Source organism: uncultured Bacteroides sp. (assembly GCF_910586915.1).
GTDB lineage: Bacteria > Bacteroidota > Bacteroidia > Bacteroidales > Bacteroidaceae > Bacteroides.
Window position 1 is genome coordinate 46504 of the sequence record NZ_CAJULN010000013.1, and the last position, 21318, is coordinate 67821.

Consider the following 21318-nt stretch of genomic DNA (forward strand, 5'->3'; position numbering starts at 1 on the left):
AACTATATTCGGGCTCAGGTATGCGTGATTTTTATTTGTCTGATTAATAGCTGTTTATCACTCGCTCTGTAACCGATTTGCAGGACATATATATCCTGTTTCCAGCATCTATATGTCCTACTTCCAGCATCTATATGTCCTGCAACCAGCATCCATATATCCTGTAAATGGCAGAAAATGAAGCTGTACGTACTTCCTTCATTTGGCAGATGGAGAACAGGCAACTGATAATCATTTTTATTTATTACCGCTTGCGGACAAACGTTTTAATTAAAGTGCCCCAAAAGCGGTTGATGTAGCATGATGCAATGTGCGCAAACTTGTGCTCTATTTGTGCATAGATAAGTACTATTTGCTGATATATAGCAGTTTATCTTGTGCTTTATTTCTCTTTTCTGTTCTTTGAATGAGCGTTTCCATTTTGACGTAATTTTGTCACTACTGCGGAATCTTCTTAGTACTAAAAGTTTTTAATTTGCCGCATCTATAAGAATTTTATGGATAAATGATAACCTTAGTATTAATTAAAAAAAACAAAGTAACATGAATTTGTTTGAGATGGAAAAACATCACACAAAGACATTGTGGCTATTGGCATTACTGCTAACATTCAGTACAGTAGTGTGGGCGCAAGGTACTCCCGTAACAGGGCGTGTGTCTGATGAAAAAGGAGAATTGCTCATTGGAGTGAGCGTTCAGGAAAAAGGTACTGCAAACGGTACCATAACAGATACTAATGGTCAGTATAATCTGAAACTGACAGGTAGTAATCCCATTCTTATCGTATCCTATATAGGGTATAAATCACAGGAAGTGAAAGTTGGCAAACAGAAAGTGTTGGACATCATTCTTGCCGAAGATGTATCGTCACTGGACGAAGTAGTGGTTGTGGCTTACGGACATCAGCGTAAAGTATCGGTAGTAGGTGCGCAGTCGTCCATGAAAATAGAAGATATAAAGATGCCGACGGCCAATTTGTCTTCTGCCATTGCCGGACGTCTGCCGGGTGTGGTAGCCGTGCAACGCTCGGGAGAACCGGGACATGACGATTCCGACCTTTGGATTCGTGGTATTTCCACGCTGGCAGGACAGAACTCCAAACCGCTGGTATTGGTAGATGGTGTGGAACGTAGTTTCAACAATATCGACCCTGAAGACATTGAGTCGTTTACGGTATTGAAAGACGCTTCTGCTACAGCCGTATATGGAGTACGCGGTGCCAATGGCGTCATTCTCATCAAGACCAAACCGGGTAAGGTGGGCAAGCCGCAATTCTCTGTAGACTACTATGAAGGTTTCGTTACATTGACAAAGAAACCCGAAATGGCAGATGCCTTTACCTATATGGATGCTGCCAATGAAGCCTATATGGATACCAGAGGCAGTATGTTGTATTCTCCTCAATACATTGAAGCCACGAAGAAAGCGCATGGATTACTGCCGAATGATAATCCGCTGATGTTCAACTCATACTTGTATCCGAACGTTGACTGGATGAACGAATTGTTCAACGACTGGGGACATAATCGCCGTGTCAATGTAAGCGTGCGCGGCGGTGTGCCCAATGCCACTTACTACGTTTCATTGAGCTATTATAATGAAAAAGGTCTGACACGTACCGCCGAAATGGAGAACTATGATGCCAACATCCGTTACGACCGTTACAATTATACAGCCAATTTGAACCTGAAGCCGACAGAAACTACTACCATCGATTTGGGCTTCAATGGTTTCCTTTCTATGGGCAACTATCCGCAGCAATCTACCGGCGACCTGTTCGCCTCGGCTATGGAGATTAATCCGGTCTACTTGCCGTTGATGATGCCCGACGGTTCCATACCGGGTATCTCTACCAATGGCGACCTCCGTAACCCGTATGCCGATTTGACCCGCCGTGGTTACAAAAACGAAGCAAGAAATCAGTTGAACTCCAATATCCGTTTGACGCAAGACCTCGGCTTCTGGAAGTGGAGTAAAGGGTTTACCGCCTCTGCCATGTTGGCTTTCGACGTGCACAACAGCCGCGACCTGAAGTATAACAAGCGCGAAGATACTTACAATTTTGCCGGAACAAAAGACGAAAACGGGCTGTGGAATGACGATGTTTTTGATGCCGACGGCAATTACCGCTATGCACTGACCTATACAGGACATAAGGACCTTGCATTCGAACAAGGCGCTTCCGACTCCAGAAGTACTTACTTTGAAGCCTCTTTAAATTACGACCGTTCGTTCGGTTTGCACCGGGTAGGTGGTCTTTTGCTTTATAATCAGAAGATTTACCGTTCAAGCGCTGGCGATTTGATTGGTTCTTTACCCTATAAGCAACAAGGTTTGGCCGCCCGTGCCACTTATTCCTGGAACGACCGTTACTTCTTCGAAGCAAACCTCGGATATAACGGTTCCGAAAACTTCAGTCCGGAAAAGCGTTTCGGATTCTTCCCCGCATTTGGTCTTGGCTGGGCCATTTCTAATGAATCTTGGTGGGAATCTTTGCAAAAAACAGTTTCTTATTTTAAAGTACGCTATACAGACGGTTTAGTTGGTACGGATGCCGTAACAGGACGGCGCTTTATGTACTTAGACCAAATGGCAAGTGTAGGTGGTTATCGTTTTGGCGACCAGAATAACGCTGTCGGTGGCTGGGGATTTAGCAAGTACGGAGCCAATGTAGGCTGGTCTACTTCGCGCAAGCAAGACTTGGGTGTCGACTTGAAGTTTTTCAAAGACAATCTTTCGCTGACATTGGATATCTTTAAGGAACATCGTAAAGACATCTTTATTACCAGACGTGTTATTCCTGATTATTCCGGATTCGTAGAAATGCCTTATGCCAACTTGGGAGTAGTAGACAACAAAGGATTTGAAGCTACGTTGGAATATACACAACAACTCGGCAAGAAATGTTTCCTGACCGTTCGGGGCAACTTCTCATGGAATGAAGACGAAATTGTAGAGAACGATGATCCCCGCGTGCAGTATCCGTGGATGGAAAAGAGAGGAACGAACGTCAACGGACGCTGGGGATGGATTGCCGAAGGACTATTCACCAGCGAAGAAGAAATCATGGACCACGCCAAGCAGTTTGGCGAAGGATATCCGGGACAGATATCGAAAGTCGGCGATATCAAATACAAGGACTTAAACGGTGACGGAGTTATCGACGACTATGATAAATGTCTGATAGGCCAGGGCGACGTGCCTAAGATTTATTATGGTTTCGGTGCAGATTTGCAAGTAGGTGATTTCTCTATCGGTGCACTCTTTGCCGGAAATGCCCAAGCCGACCGTTGCTTGGGAGGTAACGCCTTGTATCCTTTTAACGATGGTTCGGGTATTACCAACCTGTATGCAAACATTACCGACAGATGGTCGGCCGACAATCCGACCAATGAGGATGTATTCTATCCTCGTTTGCATCATGGAAACAATGCGAACCAGAATAATATGAAAACCAGCACATGGTGGCAGAAAGATGTAAGTTTCCTGCGTCTGAAACAGTTGACTGTCGCTTACCAGCTCCCGAAGAAGTTGATTAACCGGACATTCCTGAAGAGTGCGCGTATTTATGTGATGGGTACCAACCTGTTGACATTCTCCAAGTTCAAATTGTGGGACCCGGAGTTGAACACCAACAACGGTACTGCTTACCCCAACGTGCGTACTTATTCAATGGGTGTGAATGTGAGTTTTTAATAATAATCAGTTAGCAAGAAGGATATGAAAAATATATTTAAAATAGGAACTTTGGCACTGTGTTTGGCAGTCGGACTTAGTTCGTGCAATGATTTCTTCGATGCAATCCCCGGTGAACAATATGACCTGGAGGATACGTTTACCAATCGCTCGAAGACAGAACAGTTTTTGAATAACGTATATAATTATGTGCCCGACGAAACATTGGAACGTTCTGCAAGGAATACAATGTCGGGAATTTGGACAACCGGTTCGTTGGAATGCAAACTTTCATGGGACGGAAATAACGGTAGCGAATGGGCTTCCGGAGCTACCTATGCAGGTTCCTCATGGATTAATTTCTGGTACATCGAATATTATAAAGGAATCTCTCGCGCCAGTACGTTTATCATGAATGTAGACCGTTGTCTGGAGGCTTCGGCCGCACAACGCAAACAGTGGAAAGCACAAGCCAGAGCTTTGCGCGCTTTCTATTACTTCATGATTTTCCGTTCCTACGGTCCGTTTGTTATTTTGGGTGAAGAACCGATTTCATTGGATATTTCTACTGCTGACCTTCTGAAAGAGCGCAATACGGTAGACGAATGTGTGGATTTTATGGTGAAGGAATTTGACGATGCGGCAAGTGAACTTCCTGATAGATACGACGGCTCCAACCTGGGACGTATAGACAGAGCTGCGTGTAAAGCTTTCAAAGCGAAAATGCTGTTGTATGCGGCAAGTCCGTTATTCAATTGCAATGCCGATTATGCCTCCATCGTTAATCCGGAAAGCGGTAAGCAACTCTTCCCGCAAGATAAATCGCAGGAACAAGCGAAATGGGAAGCTGCACGCAGTGCTTACAAAGAATTCTTTGATGAATACGGCAACACCTTCTCTTTATATATGGAGAAAACAGCCGAAGGAAAGATTGATTTCTATGAATCTTATAGAAAAGTGACATCGGGAGTTTTGTACGGTACGGAAAACAAAGAGCAGATTTTCATTCGCTTGGCCGACCATGATTACCGAGCTTACGAAACCACTCCTTTTCATAAAGGCTACGATGATAATAGCGGTGCTTTGAGAGGCGGTCTCGGATTTGGTGTACCCCAGGAAATGGTAGACTTGTACTTTATGAAAGATGGCCGACGGATTGTTGACGACGAGAATTATAAAGAATATGAGGGTGTGCCTTCCAATGAACATCTGGGATGGCCGAATGACTATAATGACGAAGTAGTTCCCTCCAGAACCTATTTCAAGAGCAATTCGAATCAGACTTTGAAACAATGGGCTAATCGCGAACCGCGTTTTTATACAAACATTACATTCAATGGTTCTACTTGGTTGAAGACAGATACTCCGCGTGAGAAAATAACTACAGAATTGACGTTTAACGGTAATTCCGGTTATGCTCATGCCAATTGGGATACTCCCTACACAGGCTATGGTATGCGTAAAATGGCTCCTAAAGAGGGACGTAGCGGTGCCAACAGACATTGTGCGACTTTGCTTCGTCTGGCTGATATGTATTTGGGATATGCTGAAACACTGAGCGCTTGCGGCCAACGTGATGAAGCGATTGAGTATGTAAATAAGATACGGGCCCGTGCCGGTATTCCCGGATATGGCGCAGCAGGCACCACGGACGATAATGGATTTGAATGCATTCCTTATGAAGATACACGCGACGGAGTAGACAAGCGTATTCATCGCGAACGTTTGGTTGAGTTGATGTTCGAATGGAATCATTTCTTTGATGTACGCCGTTGGAAAGTAGCCGATATGCCCGTAGGCGATGATTGGATTTATCCCAAATATCACAGAGGCGGAGAAGGCGGCCCCATTCATGGTATGGCTTTCCGTTCGGATGCTCCTGCATTTTTTGAAAAGGTAGTAGTGGAAACACGTACATTCTTGCCTAAACATTACCTCTTCCCGATTCCCGACGAAGATGTACGCCGTAATCCGAAGATGGTACAAAATTTAGGATGGACAACGGAGTAATATACTCCGGATGTCCGGTTTGTGAACGAACGAAAGAATTTAATGAGAAGAAAAACAATGAATATATCTCAAATAAGATGTAGAGAAGTAGATGCAGTGAAAAGAATCATTTTTCTTTTAGTACTGCTGATTCCTTTTGGTCTGGCAGGATGTTCGTCTGACGATGATGGCGGAAATGACAACGGAGAAGAACCGAACGAAGATGCTCCGGTTTCTTATGTGCTTGGTTCGGGCAACGCGAATATGCCCTCCAGTGGTACAATTATAGCGCAATATGCCGATGCTCCCGCCGGTTCGGAAATCAGACGTTTGGTAGACGATAATGCTGACACGAAGTATGTCACTCATCACAGTAGCTTCAACATCACTTGGAATGGAAACAGCAGTAAGGCCGTCACTTCCTATTCGTTGACTTCGGCTGCCGATACTCCCGAAATGGACCCGAAAGCCTGGACACTCTACGGCTCTAATGATAATACTACGTGGACAGAACTGGACGCGCAGGCAAACCAGCTTTTTACAGCGAGAAAAGAAGAGAAAAGTTATGAAGTGGATAATGCTACTTCCTATCGTTACTATAGACTTTCTGTTGAAGCGAACAATGGAGGTACTGCCACGCAGATAGCCGAATGGAAACTGGTGGCAGTGCGTTCATACACGGAGAATATCAACGACTTGATTTCCAGCAAAGGTTCCAGTACGTTTAGTGCGATTACTCCGATGGGCAGACAGCACGAGAATGACCGTGAAGCTACTGCTGCCGATTTGGAATGGCTTGCCGACCCGGCGGAAGAACCGGAAGCCTTCGGCGACAACGGCTCTAAGATGGCGTGGAATACGTTTAATGTCGTTTCCATCTATCCCAACAATGGTATGCCGGCCCTGTCGGACGTCAACCAACGCTGGATAGGCGACTGTTGTCTTTGTGCCGTCTGTGCTTCGATGGCTTATCTTTATCCCCGTTTCATCAAGCATATTATCAAGGATAACCAAGATAAGACTTACACGGTTACGATGTACGACCCGAAAGGAAAGCAGATATCAGTCGGTGTGGGCGGTGATTATTTCGTTGGCAACAGTGGCGACTTAGGTGCTTTGGGAGGACGCAACAAGGAGGTCACCTGGGCTACGATTCTTGAGAAAGCAGTAGTAAAATGGCATCAGGTGTACAAAGGTACTTCCAATATCAACGGTATTGGTACGGAATACGTTGCCGCCATTTTTACTGGTAATGGAGAAAGTTACGGCTTCGGTGCAGGTGCCTTAGTGTCCGACGATTTGAAGCGTGCGGTAGAAGTATCGCTCAAACAGGGACGGATGGTCATCGGCGGCTTTTTGAGAAGTGACGAGCCGGTAGATGAAAACTGGGTGTCGACCAGTGGACACGCTTTCACGTTTATTCTCCCCGATGATGATTCGCATCTGTTCAAAATGCGTAATCCCTGGGGTGGCAAAACCGACGGAGTGATGAAAGTGAAGGACGACAACCGTATTCCACCGATGATCGATTTGCGTATCTGCGTGCCCGGTGCTGCCAAAAACTATGGTGTTGGTCCCGACTTGGGAGGATATATACCGAATTTTTAATTTCAACTATTAGAAGAAAAAGTATAATGAAAAAAATAACTTATATACTGATGTCTTTGTGCTGCCTGGCGTTGTATAGTTGCGGCATGACAGAACCCTGGAAAGATTGGGAAAATGAAGGAAACTTGGGCGAGGATCGTCTGCGCCCTTCGGAAGTGAAAAGAGTGCTGTGCGGAGCGGATGGATGGAAGATGACTTATGAAGACGTCACTTTCTACTTCCGGTTCGGTGAGGAAGGAACGGCAGATTCCGACTCGGATGAGAAAATATTGGAAAATTCTGTAAAGACTGACTATAAACTGGATTTTCAAGGGGGAGAAATCGTGTTGCTTACTCTGTCAAACGGGGGGATGATGCGCTATCTGAGCGATAATCAGGAAAGCACGTTTGTCATTACCGGTTATTCGGATACGCAAATCACTGCCAAAGGACAGACCTATGGAAAACCGATGACTTTGGTTACAGTCACCGATGCGGAGATGAAGCAGGCAAAAGATAAAAAAGAACAGTTTATAATAGCCCAAAACAAGAAACAGGCGATTGAAAAACTGAAGTCGGAATTGGGCAACGGCGAACTTCGCAGTGCAAACAATGCATTCTATGCACACTATTCAATTGCCTGCAACGATGATGTGTGGAAGATTAAGATTTCACATCTGGACGGCAAAGTGTTGAAGCATACCGAGTATGCGATGACATTGACTACTTCCGATGATGTAAAGGCTGTATTGGATATTGAAGGATTGACGGTAAACGGCGAGGCGGTCAAAGCGATTTATTTCGATTATGCTACAAGCGGCCTGACAACGGATAATCCGGCTGTGAAGGTAACTTTGAACAAGAGTTCGGACATTGTAGACCGATATAACTCTTCTTGGAAAACACACATCGTCGACCGCGATTATATCTGTGATAAGTTTGCCGGAATGCCTGCTCAGGTGGAATTTGACGACCGTTCTCCCCGACATATTGTAGTTTGTCCGGGTTCAAATGATTCGGGACAGTGGCATTACATCTTCTTTATTTTGCAGGCAACGGCAGATGTACAGGCTGGTCGTGTGCATTTTGAAGACAGAGGGGTGGAATATCTCTTTGGAAATTATGGGGATGATGCCGGATTGGTAAGGCAAATAGAAGCGGTTGATAATTTCTTGAATTTCAATTACGCACAAAGCGGTTTCTGGATGCTTGAGGATGGAGAATATCTCTATGCCCTTAGCACCGATTCCGATGAGTGGTTCAGAATGAAACAATAACGACCCGTTAAAATCGAGCAAGAAAGATAGCAGTTTTTTTACTTGCTTTCTTTCTTGCTTCTGTTTCTTATTTGTACGCTGTTTCTCTCTTGCTGTTTTTAATTGATTGATTGTTAAAAGAATAATTTGTGCTCTATTTGACTTGTAGTTCTCTACTCTGACATTTTTGTCCGGGTGTGCTTTTTGTCACGCCAGAGTATATTTCCTAATTTAATATTGCGTTAATTTGTCATGCGAATAACAATACTCGCTAATCTAATATTAATAGTTTAATTCTTATATCATGAATAAACAGAAACTACTGTCTGTCACAATGGCCCTACTATTGGGAGTCTCTTCTGCCTTTGCGCAAAAGCAACCGGTGGACTACGTAAATCCCCTGATGGGAACCGACTCTAAAATTTCACTTTCCAACGGAAACACTTATCCTGCCATCGCACTGCCCTGGGGGATGAACTTCTGGATGCCACAGACCGGAAAGATGGGAGACGGTTGGGCTTACACATATGCTTCTGACAAAATCAGAGGTTTCAAGCAGACTCATCAGCCCAGTCCGTGGATTAACGACTACGGACAGTTTTCCATCATGCCGATGACCAAACAACTGAAGATTGATCAGGATAGTCGTGCCTGTTGGTTTTCGCATAAGGCGGAGAAAGCAACTCCTTATTATTATAGTGTTTATTTGTCGGAGTATAACATGACAACGGAGATTGCCCCGACGGAGCGTTGTGCATATTTTCGTTTTACTTTCCCCGAAGCGTCCGATGCTTATGTGGTAGTCGATGCTTTCGACCGTGGTTCGTATGTGAAGGTGATTCCCGAAGAAAACAAGATTGTAGGTTATACGACGCGCAACAGTGGCGGCGTTCCGCAGAACTTCAGAAACTACTTTGTGATAGAGTTTGACAAGCCTTTTACCTTTAATAAAGTATGGGCAGACTATCATTTGGTAGAGACACATCTTGAACTCCAATCCAATCACGTAGGTGCTGCCATCGGTTTTTCGACAAAGAAAGGCGAGCAGGTGCACGCCAAAGTGGCTTCCTCGTTCATCAGCCCCGAACAGGCGGAACTGAATCTGAAAGAAATCGGAAACAAAACATTCGAACAGACCCGGGAAGCCGGACGGAAGGCCTGGAATGATGTATTGGGACGTATCAGCGTCGAAGACAACGATGAAAACCGGATGCGTACCTTCTATTCCTGCCTATATCGTTCGGTATTGTTCCCCCGTATGTTCCACGAAGTGAATGCGAAAGGCGAAACGGTACATTACAGCCCTTATAACGGTGAGATTCGTCCGGGATATATGTTTACCGATACCGGGTTCTGGGATACGTTCCGTTGCCTGTTTCCATTTGTCAATCTGGTATATCCTTCGATGGGAGCGAAGATGCAAGAAGGACTGTTGAATACATACCTTGAAAGCGGTTTCTTCCCCGAATGGGCGAGTCCGGGACATCGCGGCTGTATGGTCGGAAACAATTCGGCTTCCGTAGTGGCAGATGCTTTTATGAAGAATGTGACCAAAGCGGATGCTGAGAAAATGTATGAAGGTCTGCTCAGAGGAGCCAACAGCGTACATCCGAGAGTATCTACAACAGGGCGCCGTGGATACGAATATTATAATAAATTAGGTTATGTGCCCTACGATGTGAAGATTAACGAGAATGCTGCGCGTACATTGGAGTATGCATACGATGACTGGTGCATCTACCGTATGGGTGAAAAGTTGGGCCGTCCGGCAGAAGAACTCGAACTCTACAAGAGCAGAAGTCAGAACTACCGCAACCTGTTCGACCCCGAAACAAAACTGATGCGCGGTAAAAACGCCGACGGAACCTTCCAGACTCCTTTCAACCCGTTCAAGTGGGGAGATGCATTTACCGAAGGAAACAGTTGGCATTATACGTGGTCTGTATTCCACGATGTGCAGGGATTGGCCGATTTGATGGGCGGCAGAAAGATGTTTGTCAGTATGCTCGATTCCGTATTCAGCCTTCCGCCGGTATTTGACGACAGCTATTACGGAGGGGTGATTCATGAAATCCGTGAAATGGAGATTGCCAATATGGGTAACTATGCGCACGGCAACCAGCCTATCCAGCATATGATTTACCTCTACAACTATGCAGGCGAGCCCTGGAAAGCCCAGTACTGGTTGCGTGAAGTGATGAACCGCCTTTACTTTGCCACTCCCGACGGTTATTGTGGCGACGAGGACAACGGCCAGACCTCTGCCTGGTATGTGTTTACAGCTTTAGGTTTCTATCCGGTATGCCCGGGTAGCAATGAATATGTGATGGGCGCCCCTTATTTCAAAAAAGCGACAATCGCCCTGGAGAACGGCAAGAAGTTGGAAATCTCCGCTCCTAAAAACAGCGACGCCAATCGTTACATCCGTTCGATGAGTTATAACGGTAAGAATTATACAAAGAATTACCTCAATCACTTCGACCTGCTGAAAGGCGGACGTCTGGTATTTGATATGGATAATAAACCGAATAAGGGAAGAGGCGTCAACGAATCCGATTTTCCCTATTCCTTCTCTCGTGATAAAAAGTAAGCAGCATGAATAAGATGAAAAAGAGAGCATTGATGATGGCTATGGCGGCGGCAACCTTGTCCGCCATAGCCCAGCAACCGGCAGATTACGTGAATCCGATTATCGGGACAAACGGGATGGGACATACTTTCCCTGGTGCTTGTACTCCTTTTGGATGGGTACAGTTGAGTCCGGACACAGACACAATTCCGCACAATGTGAATGGCGCTTATCAGAAGAATGCGTATGAGTATTGTGCCGGCTACCAGTATCGGGATAAAACCATCGTAGGTTTCAGCCACACGCACCTTAGCGGTACGGGACATTCCGACTTGGGAGACATCCTGCTGATGCCTGCCGTGGGCGATGTGAAGTTGAATCCCGGACGGGCGGACTATCCGGAAGAGGGATACCGTTCGCGTTTCGACCATGCTACGGAAAAAGCCACTCCCGGATACTACGAAGTGATGCTGGACGACTATGGAATTAAAGCGCAACTGACAGCTACACAGCGGACGGGCGTACATAAATACACCTTTCCGAAAGGAACGGACGGTCATCTGATTCTGGACTTGGTGCATGGCATTTACAATTACGACGGCAAAGTATTGTGGGCAAACCTACGGGTGGAGAACGATACGCTGCTCACGGGATACCGCATCACCAACGGATGGGCACGTACGAATTATACCTATTTTGCCATCTCCTTGTCGCAGCCCATCAAGGAGTACGGATATAAGGATAAGGAAAAGGTATTGTACAACGGCTTTTGGCGTCGTTTCAAGTTGGAGAAGAACTTCCCCGAAATTACCGGCCGGAAGATTGCGGCCTACTTCCACTTCGATACGGCTCAAAACCCCGAATTGGTTGTAAAGGTAGCCTTGTCGGCAGTCAGCACGGAAGGCGCTCTGAAGAACCTGCGTGCCGAGGCTTCCGGAAAGAGTTTCGAGCAGTTGGCCGAAGCAGCCCGAACGGATTGGAACAGCGAACTGGACCATTTCGAGATTGAAGGAACACGCGACCAGAAGGCGATGTTCTACACCTCGCTTTATCACACCATGATTAACCCGTCGGTATATATGGACGTAGACGGTGCTTATCGCGGACTGGACCATAACATACATCAGGCGAAAGGATTTACCAACTACACGATATTTTCGCTTTGGGATACATACCGTGCGGAACATCCGTTCCTCAACCTGTTGAAGCCCGAGCGCAATGCCGATATGGTGGAATCAATGATTAAGCATGAGCAGCAGAGCGTGCATGGTATGCTGCCGATATGGAGCCTGATGGGAAACGAGAACTGGTGCATGAGCGGCTATCATGCGGTGTCCGTGCTGGCGGATGCCATCGCCAAAGGAGTCTTTACCCATGTGGATGAGGCCTTGCCGGCAATGGTGAGCACATCCACCGTTCCTTACTATGAGGGGGTTGCCGATTATATGAAGTTAGGCTATATCCCGTTGGATAAAAGCGGTACGGCAGCTTCTACTACGCTGGAATATGCATATGATGACTGGACCATTTATCAGACAGCCTTGAAAGCCGGCAACAAGGAGATAGCGGACACTTACCGCAAGCGTGCTCTCAACTACCGTAACATTTACGATACGAGCATCGGCTTTGCCCGTCCCCGTTACAGTGACGGCACATTCAAAAAAGAGTTTGATGTGTTACAAACCTATGGTGAAGGATTCATCGAAGGCAATTCATGGAATTTCTCCTTCCACGTGCCGCACGATGTGTTCGGTATGATTGACCTGATGGGAGGGGAAAAGACATTCGTACGGAAACTGGACGAGCTCTTCTCCATGCATCTGCCGGAGAAGTACTACGAGCATAACGAAGACATCACCGAAGAGTGCCTGGTGGGCGGATACGTACATGGCAATGAGCCGAGCCATCATGTCCCTTATTTATACGCATGGACTTCCCAACCGTGGAAAACCCAATACTGGCTGCGCGAAATCCTGAACAAGATGTACAAGAACGACATCAACGGCTTAGGCGGCAACGACGACTGCGGACAGATGTCGGCCTGGTATCTTTTCTCTGTGATGGGCTTCTATCCGGTTTGTCCGGGCACAGACCAGTATGTATTGGGAGCTCCCTACCTGCCTTACCTGAAGCTGACACTTCCCAACGGGAAGACACTGGAAATCAAAGCGCCGGGCGTGAGCGACAAGAAGCGGTACGTACAGTCGTTGAAACTCAACGGCGAGGCTTACGGCAGAATGTACATCACACACGAGGACATTCTGAAAGGGGGCGTATGGGAATTTACAATGTCGGCCTCGCCCAACAAGCGTCGCGGAGTGTCGGCGCAAGACAAACCTTATTCATTGACCGACGGAATCAAACAACAGCATTAATAAAATAAAATCAAGAAAAGAAGATGAAAAAGAGACATTTGGTATATGCAGTGAGCCTGATGGTGGGTCTGGGAGCTTGTGCCGCAAGTGCGAAGAAGCAAGCCGAAGCCAGCGCCGACGCATGGAAAAGTTACAATGTAGGAACAATCCTGTTTGAAGATAAAGCACCGGAGACGAAAGGTTCCGATATTTATCACCGCATCATTCCCGATGCGGAATCTTACATCAAAGAGCAGGCACGAACTGTATTGGCTACGCTTTACAATTCGCCCGAAGACAGCATTACGCCGGTGAACAAGATACATTATACGCTGGAAGACATTGATGGAGTTTCTGCCAAAGGCGGCAGCAACGGCGACGTCAGCATCTTCTACAGCACGCGCCACATCGAGAAATCGTTTGCGGAAAACGATACGGCAAAGTTGTTCTTCGAAACGCGCGGGGTACTGTTGCACGAGTTGACGCACGCTTACCAGTTGGAGCCGCAAGGGATAGGCTCCTACGGAACCAGCCGTGTCGTATGGGCCTTTATAGAAGGAATGGCCGATGCGGTGCGTGTAGCCAACGGTGGTTTCGACGGCCCGAATGCACGTCCGAAAGGAGGAAATTACATGGACGGTTACCGGACGGCAGGTTATTTCTTCGTTTGGTTGCGCGACAATAAAGACCCCGAATTCCTGCGTAAGTTCAACCGCAGCACGCTTGAAGTGGTACCCTGGTCGTTCGACGGAGCCATCAAGCACATCTTGGGAGAAGAGTACAGTATCGATGAATTATGGCATGAATATCAGATTGCCGTAGGCGACATACAGGTATAATACGAATGATTGCCCGCTTCTCTCCCTTTGCCCGTCAGACGGTGTGCTTATGGCTTTAAAATCAACTTGTTACAGCGCATATATAAGCTGCGTGCAGGACATATAGATGCTGGACGCAGGAGATATAGATGCTACAGATTGGACATATATGTGCTGGAAACAGGAGATATAGATGCTGGAAATCGGTCATGTGGCGAGTGCGGATAGCGGGCAATGAAAGCAACAATTGAATATGGTTAATAAAGTTGGTAGAAAAAGGTTGTTTTTGGTTTGGTCGTGCCTGGCGAGTATTTTGCCGGGCATGGCTCAGACCGAGAAACTGACCGATTATGTGAATCCGTTTGTAGGTACAGACGGTTATGGCAATGTGTATCCCGGAGCGCAGATTCCTTTCGGTGGAATCCAGATAAGCCCCGATACGGACAGCCGTTTCTATGACGCAGCTTCCGGATACAAATACAATCATCTCACATTGATGGGATTCAGCCTTACGCACCTTAGCGGAACAGGCATCCCCGACCTGGGAGATTTCCTGTTTATCCCCGGAACGGGCGACATGAAGTTGGAACCCGGCACGCACGAAGACCCCGACAAAGGCTATCGTTCGCGTTACTCACACGACAAGGAATGGGCTTCCCCAAATTACTACGCCGTCGAACTGGCAGACTATGGAGTAAAAGCCGAAATGACCTCCGGCGTGCGTAGCGGTATGTTCCGCTTTACGTATCCGGAGTCCGACAATGCGTTCATCCTGATTGATATGAACCACACCCTTTGGCAATCCTGCGAATGGGCCAATCTCCGCATGGTCAATGACTCTACCATCACCGGCTACAAACTGGTGAAAGGGTGGGGGCCGGAGCGCCATGTCTATTTCACGGCTACTTTCTCCAAGAAGCTCACAGGACTGCGCTTCGTGCAAGACAAAAAGCCGGTTATTTATAACACCTCCCGCTTCCGCAGCTCGTACGAAGCCTGGGGAAAGAATCTGATGGCTTGCATCTCCTTTGCTACCAAACCCGGAGAGGAAGTGACAGTGAAAACAGCCATCTCCGCCGTAAGCACGGACGGAGCACGGAACAATATGAAGGAACTCGACGGACTGACATTCGACGGCCTGAAGGCGAAAGGCGAAGCCCTTTGGGAGAAGGAACTCGGAAAATATACGCTGACTGCCGACCGCCGCACAAAGGAGACGTTTTATACATCCGCCTACCACGCCGCCCTGCACCCGTTTGTCTTTCAGGATGCCGACGGACAGTTCCGAGGCTTGGACAAGAACATCGAGAAGGCGGAGGGATTCACCAACTACACGGTCTTCTCCCTTTGGGATACTTACAGGGCCTTGCATCCGTGGTTCAATCTGGTTCAGCAGGAGGTGAATGCCGATGTTGCCAACTCCATGCTGGCCCATTACGACAAAAGTGTGGAGAAAATGCTTCCCATTTGGTCGTTCTACGGCAATGAGACCTGGTGCATGATTGGCTATCATGCCGTTTCCGTATTGGCGGATATGATTGTGAAAGGCGTGAAAGGGTTCGATTACGAACGGGCGTATAAAGCCATGCGTGCAACGGCTATGAATCCCAACTACGACTGCCTGCCGGAGTATCGCGCAATGGGATACGTTCCTTTCGACAAAGAAGCCGAATCGGTCTCCAAGACATTGGAATATGCCTATGATGACTATTGCATGGCACAGGCGGCAAAGGCCTTAGGCAAAGAGGACGATTACCGCTACTTCATCAACCGTGCACTCTCTTATCAGACGTTGATTGACCCCGAAACGAAGTATATGCGTGGCAGAGACAGCCGGGGAAACTGGCGTACGCCGTTCACTCCGGTAGCTTATCAAGGCCCCGGTTCCGTTCATGGCTGGGGAGATATAACGGAAGGATTCACGGTGCAGTACACTTGGTATGTGCCGCAGGATGTGCAGGGCTATATCAACGAAGCCGGCAAGAAGTGGTTCCGCAACCGGCTCGACGAACTGTTTACCGTAGAGTTGCCCGATGATATTCCGGGAGCGCACGATATACAGGGGCGTATCGGCGCCTACTGGCATGGCAACGAACCGTGCCATCATGTCGCTTATCTGTATAATTACCTGAAAGAGCCGTGGAAATGTCAGAAGTGGGTTCGCACCATTGCCGATCGTTTCTATGGCAATACCCCGGATGCTTTGAGCGGCAATGACGATTGCGGGCAGATGTCGGCCTGGTATATGTTCAACTGCATCGGATTCTATCCGGTGGCTCCTTCGAGCAACGTCTATAATATAGGTTCCCCATGCGTGGAGGCGCTGACCGTGCGTATGAGCAACGGGAAGAGTATAGAAATGGTTGCCGACAACTGGTCGCCGAAGAATGTGTATGTGAAGGAACTTTATGTAAACGGGCGCAAGCACGATAAGTCTTACCTTACTTACGACGATATTCGCGATGGCGTGAAGTTGCGTTTCGTAATGAGCGAAAAGCCTAACTACAAACGTGCCGTTTCGGACGAATCGGTTCCTCCTTCCTTGTCGTCGCCGGGCAAGACGATGAAATATCAGACCGGGCTTCCGGCGCCGGTGAAGAGCGGCAATCCTGTTTTTGAAGGCTGGTATGCCGATCCCGAAGGCGTGGTATTAGGCAATGAATATTGGATATATCCCACCTATTCGACCAACTACGACGACCAGACTTTTATGGACGCTTTCTCTTCTTCCGACCTGGTGAACTGGAAGAAACATCCCAAAGTCTTGTCGAAAGAGAACGTAAGTTGGCTGCGTCGCGCTCTCTGGGCGCCTGCGGTGCTCGCTGCCAACGGAAAATATTACCTCTTCTTCGGAGCGAACGACATTCAGAACAACGACGAACAGGGGGGAATCGGTGTAGCCGTGTCGGATACTCCTATGGGGCCTTTCAAGGACGCTTTAGGCAAACCGTTGATTGATAAAATAGTCAACGGCGCCCAGCCTATCGACCAGTTTGTTTTCAAAGACGACGATGGACAGTATTATATGTACTATGGCGGCTGGAGACATTGCAATATGGTGAAGTTGGCTCCCGATTTGTTGAGCCTTGTACCTTTCGACGACGGAACAATGTACAAGGAGGTCACTCCCGAAAACTACGTGGAAGGCCCGTTCATGTTGAAACGCAAAGGAAAATACTATTTCATGTGGTCGGAAGGAGGCTGGGGGCTTCCCAATTATAGTGTGGCGTATGCCATTGCGGATTCTCCTTTCGGCCCGTTCAAAAGAGTGGGTAAAATATTGCAGCAAGACCTTGCGGTAGCTACGGGAGCAGGACACCACTCTGTGATAAAAGGAGCCGGCGATGACGAATGGTACATTGTGTATCACCGCCGTCCGTTGGGCGAAACTGCGGCAAATAGCCGTGCCACTTGTATCGACCGGATGTATTTTGACGAAAACGGATACATCAAACCGGTGAAGATGACATTTGAAGGCGTATCGCCCAGCCCGCTCAATCAAGCGGAATGAGAGATACTTTTTTCAGTTCGCCTTCCAGGTTGGGAGTGAAGATACCTTTTCCTAAGTTGTCTTTTATTTCCTCGATGCTCCAAAAACGTCCGCCGTCCAGCTCCTCGCTGGGATGTATTTCACCGTCGTAGACGGTTTTATGGACAAAGACAAGCTCTTTCTCGCGGTCGGACTCGAATACATAATTGGTCAGAAGTTCGGGAGTAAAGTCCGTGATGCCTAATTCTTCACGGACTTCCCGCTTCAGGGCTATCTCTACGCTTTCTCCCAAATCGATATGTCCGCCCACGGCTGTGTCCCATTTGCCAGGCTGGATGTCTTTCCATTCGGGACGCTTTTGCAGATACAAATCTCCTTTCGTATTGAATACGTGCAGGTGGACAACCGGGTGAAGTAGTTTGCTGCCGTTATGACATTCGCCGCGGGTGGCAGCTCCGGTGATGTTTCCCTGTTCGTCGACAATGGGAAACATCTCTTGGTGATTATCGTTTACTGTCATTGTTTCTGTTTGCAATATCTTTTTTACGGTATTAATAAAGAAGAGTCGCCATAACTCAGGAAGCGGAAGTCGTGGCTCAGTGCATAATCATAAATCGTGCGCCAGTCTCCTTTCACAAAAGCCGATACCAAAAGCAGCAGCGTGCTTTGCGGCTGGTGGAAGTTGGTGACTATTGCTTTCACGATTTGGTAGTCGTAGCCGGGCACTATGATTATCTGCGTACTGGAGTGAAGGGTTTCCAAGCTGTTTCTGTCAAGGTATTCCAATATCTGTTGCAGTGCCTCTACCGGTGAAATCCGAAGTCGGTTTTCGTAGGGTTGCCATTGTTTTACGTGCAGTTCCTCTTCTGTGGCATCCGGATTGTTAGCCAGAGTGACTCCGATATGGTACAGACTTTCGAGCGTACGTACGGAAGTCGTTCCTACGGCAACTGCGCAACCGCCATGTTCGATAAGTTTCCTGACAGTACTTCGGTTGACGGAGATATACTCCGTATGCATCTCGTGTCCTTCTATTTCTTCGCTTTTTACAGGCTTGAAAGTACCTGCGCCTACGTGCAGGGTCAGTTCTTCAAGTTCTACCCCTTTCTCTTGCAGTGCGTTCAGTACGCGTGGCGTGAAGTGCAGTCCGGCGGTAGGTGCGGCTACCGAACCTTTAATCTTCGAATACACCGTCTGATATGTCTCCTTGTCGCTCTCTTCCGTTTCCCGGTTTAAGTAGGGAGGGATGGGGAGTTCGCCGAATACTTCGAGAATATCGGCGAAAGTCACTTCCGGATTATTCCACGAAAAATCTACCCAATGGCTGGTGCCCCTGCTTTCCCCTCTTGTCGCGGTCAGCGTGATTGATACACCTTTTACAGTCATTTCCCGTTTCAGGGTTCCGTCTTTCCACTTTTTCAGGTTGCCAATCATGCAAAGCCATGCGGAGTGTGCCGTTTGTTGGAAGTTCAGCACATAGTCGTTGGGCTGAATTGGTTCGAGACAGAATACTTCAATCAGCGCTCCTGTTTCCTTGCGGAAGTGTAGCCTTGCTTGAATTACTTTCGTATTGTTGAATACCATCAAAGCACCTTCGGGCAGGTAGTCGGGCAACGAAGTGAAGGTAGCTTGGCTTACTTCACCGTGGCGGTATATCAGTAGTTTCGAGTGGTCGCGAACAGTCAGAGGAAATTTGGCAATGCGTTCGTCCGGCAATGGGTAATGGTATTCGCTGATGTGGATATGTTTCGGATTCTCTTTCATGATGGTATATTGCTTGGTGATATATAACCCGGTATTGTTTGCTTTCTTTCTGCTTTATGCTATATACACGTTGTTTCAGATTGGGCGCAAAGATAATGAATTAAATTGTTTCCTAAACTGCTTTGTTTGCCTAAATATAGATGCGTTATTGTAAACCTCTATGTTTTTGTGCAATATTAAAACAACAAAAATCGACATATATCCAATTGTATATTGGCAATATATGTCGATTTAGAGAAGAACGGTTAAGAGTACTTTTTATTAATCGGAACTTTTATAATTCTGGCATATTAAATCTCTTTATCTCTGCATCTGTATGTTCCTTGTTCATTATTTTTTTTATTTTTTCCACTATATCAGGATGATACTTGGCTACATTCGTTTGTTCGCGCGGGTCCAGGCTCAAGTCATAAAGTTCGATTGTTTTATTTCCTTTAAACAGATTGGGTATGAACGCTTTCCATTTACCCATACGAACGGCTTTCTGCCCATCTAAATCAGGATATTCCCAATACAGAAACTCATGCTTTTGTTGTTTGCGTGATTTTCCCAGCATTTCCGGTAAAATGCTGATACCATCCGTCGGAGGAGAAGGGAGACCGGCTATTTCGCAGAAAGTAGGTATCATATCCCCAAAAGCAGAGATTAATTCACTGTGACTGTCTGGCTTTACTTTTTGGGGCCAGGAAACAATCAGCAGAGCACGGATACCACCTTCCCGCAGAGAACATTTCACCCATCCCATATCGTTTTTGAAAGGCTTGGCACTATCGAACCAGGGAGAGTCGGAACCACCGTTAAATGTCGGCCCGTTGTCACTTGTAAACATAATAATCGTGTTTTCATAAATACCTTGCCTTTTCAGTTCTGCAATTAAGCCACCTATCTGCTCGTCCCAATAACTGACCATCGCCGCATAAGTGGCGCGTGGGTACTGGCAGGGGAAATATCCTCTCTCTCCTTTATACGGAGCTTCATCGCCAAATTTGTCAACATAATGTTTCACCCAGCGTTCCGGCGCTTGGAGGGGGATGTGCGGAATAGGAGTAATCCAAAATAACACAAAAGGTTTGTCCTTTGAACGGTCTACGAATCGGATAATTTCCTCATACATCAAATCGGGAGAATAAACCTTCTGAGTATATTTGGCATAGCTTTTTTCGTCTTTCGGATCGGTTCCCTTGTCAAGACGGGTGTTGGGGACAGGATGAACGTCGTTCGGAAGATATTCACGACTTTCATTCCTGTAAAGGAATGGCGGATAAAAGGTATGTGCTTGACGTTGACAGTTGTATCCGTAAAAGAAATCGAACCCCATTTTGTTAGGAGTGCTTGCAGAACCGGGATATCCTAATCCCCACTTTCCGATGCAAGTGGTAGTATATCCCGCCTTTTTCATCATTGCAGGAATCATTACCGTAGTGGCAGGTACGGGAACTTGTCCTTCAAGAGTGGAGTCGGCAAGCATTGCTTCATGGCTCCATACATTGCCACGGGAAGTAAGCTCCTCGTTTCCACGGATATAAGTATGTCCGGTATGCAATCCGGTAAACAACACACAGCGTGAAGGAGCAGATACGGCAGTACCCGAATAGTGATTGACAAATGTCATTCCGCTTTTTGCCAAAGTGTCAAGATTGGGAGTCTCGATAAGTTGTTGTCCATAGCACCCCAACTCGGCACGTCCTAAATCATCTGCAAGGATATAGATAATATTAGGTTTGCGTTGTGTTTTGGCTTTCGCCTGTGCATTTCCTATAACGGGAAATGCACAGGCGAAAGTTGTTAGCTTTAATAAGAGGTTAGTAGAATTCAT

Annotated in this window: 11 protein-coding genes and 1 pseudogene; 9 read left to right on the top strand and 3 right to left on the bottom strand. The window is 47.0% G+C overall.

Going from position 1 to position 21318, the window contains the following annotated elements:
- Positions 1-543: 543 nt before the first annotated feature.
- The 9 genes and pseudogenes from QZ331_RS06990 to QZ331_RS07030 all read left to right on the top strand — a co-directional run bounded on the left by QZ331_RS06990 (position 544) and on the right by QZ331_RS07030 (position 17759).
- Complete coding sequence (locus QZ331_RS06990) at positions 544-3696, top strand: TonB-dependent receptor (RefSeq protein ID WP_294629236.1); 3153 nt, start codon at positions 544-546, stop codon at positions 3694-3696.
- Between the two features lie 24 nt (positions 3697-3720).
- Positions 3721-5685 carry a RagB/SusD family nutrient uptake outer membrane protein gene (locus tag QZ331_RS06995; protein WP_294629237.1) on the top strand — a complete coding sequence of 655 codons (1965 nt, stop codon included), beginning with the start codon at positions 3721-3723 and terminating at the stop codon, positions 5683-5685.
- A 96-nt stretch (positions 5686-5781) separates the two neighbouring features.
- A complete protein-coding gene (locus QZ331_RS07000; RefSeq protein ID WP_294629238.1) occupies positions 5782-7272 on the top strand; it encodes a C2 family cysteine protease in 1491 nt (496 codons plus the stop codon).
- A gap of 26 nt (positions 7273-7298) precedes the next feature.
- Positions 7299-8528 (top strand): hypothetical protein, encoded by a 1230-nt coding sequence (locus tag QZ331_RS07005; protein WP_294629239.1) that lies wholly within the window; start codon positions 7299-7301, stop codon positions 8526-8528.
- Positions 8529-8811: 283 nt separating this feature from the next.
- Positions 8812-11097, top strand: coding sequence for a GH92 family glycosyl hydrolase (locus QZ331_RS07010; protein WP_121765431.1), 2286 nt, complete (start codon positions 8812-8814; stop codon positions 11095-11097).
- A gap of 5 nt (positions 11098-11102) precedes the next feature.
- Entirely contained in the window at positions 11103-13451 is a 2349-nt protein-coding gene (locus QZ331_RS07015) for a GH92 family glycosyl hydrolase (protein ID WP_294629240.1), read from the top strand.
- A gap of 23 nt (positions 13452-13474) precedes the next feature.
- Positions 13475-14269, top strand: coding sequence for a basic secretory family protein (locus QZ331_RS07020; protein ID WP_294629241.1), 795 nt, complete (start codon positions 13475-13477; stop codon positions 14267-14269).
- 232 nt (positions 14270-14501) lie between these two features.
- Positions 14502-16823 (top strand): annotated as a pseudogene (locus tag QZ331_RS07025) (GH92 family glycosyl hydrolase); the annotation flags it as partial.
- The gene (locus QZ331_RS07030) at positions 16812-17759 is read left to right on the top strand and encodes a glycoside hydrolase family 43 protein (protein WP_294629253.1); all 948 of its coding nucleotides are present in this window, start codon (positions 16812-16814) and stop codon (positions 17757-17759) included. The pseudogene QZ331_RS07025 and the gene QZ331_RS07030, both read left to right, overlap by 12 nt.
- Here the strand turns inward: QZ331_RS07030 and QZ331_RS07035 are convergent.
- From QZ331_RS07035 to QZ331_RS07045, 3 genes are all read right to left on the bottom strand, one after another.
- Positions 17743-18258, bottom strand: coding sequence for an NUDIX domain-containing protein (locus QZ331_RS07035; protein WP_294629242.1), 516 nt, complete (start codon positions 18256-18258; stop codon positions 17743-17745). The genes QZ331_RS07030 and QZ331_RS07035 overlap by 17 nt on opposite strands.
- A 23-nt stretch (positions 18259-18281) precedes the next feature.
- Positions 18282-19502 carry an S-adenosylmethionine:tRNA ribosyltransferase-isomerase gene (locus QZ331_RS07040; RefSeq protein ID WP_294629243.1) on the bottom strand — a complete coding sequence of 407 codons (1221 nt, stop codon included), beginning with the start codon at positions 19500-19502 and terminating at the stop codon, positions 18282-18284.
- Positions 19503-19776: 274 nt separating this feature from the next.
- On the bottom strand, positions 19777-21318 hold the full coding sequence (locus QZ331_RS07045) for an arylsulfatase (RefSeq protein WP_294629244.1): 1542 nt from the start codon (positions 21316-21318) through the stop codon (positions 19777-19779).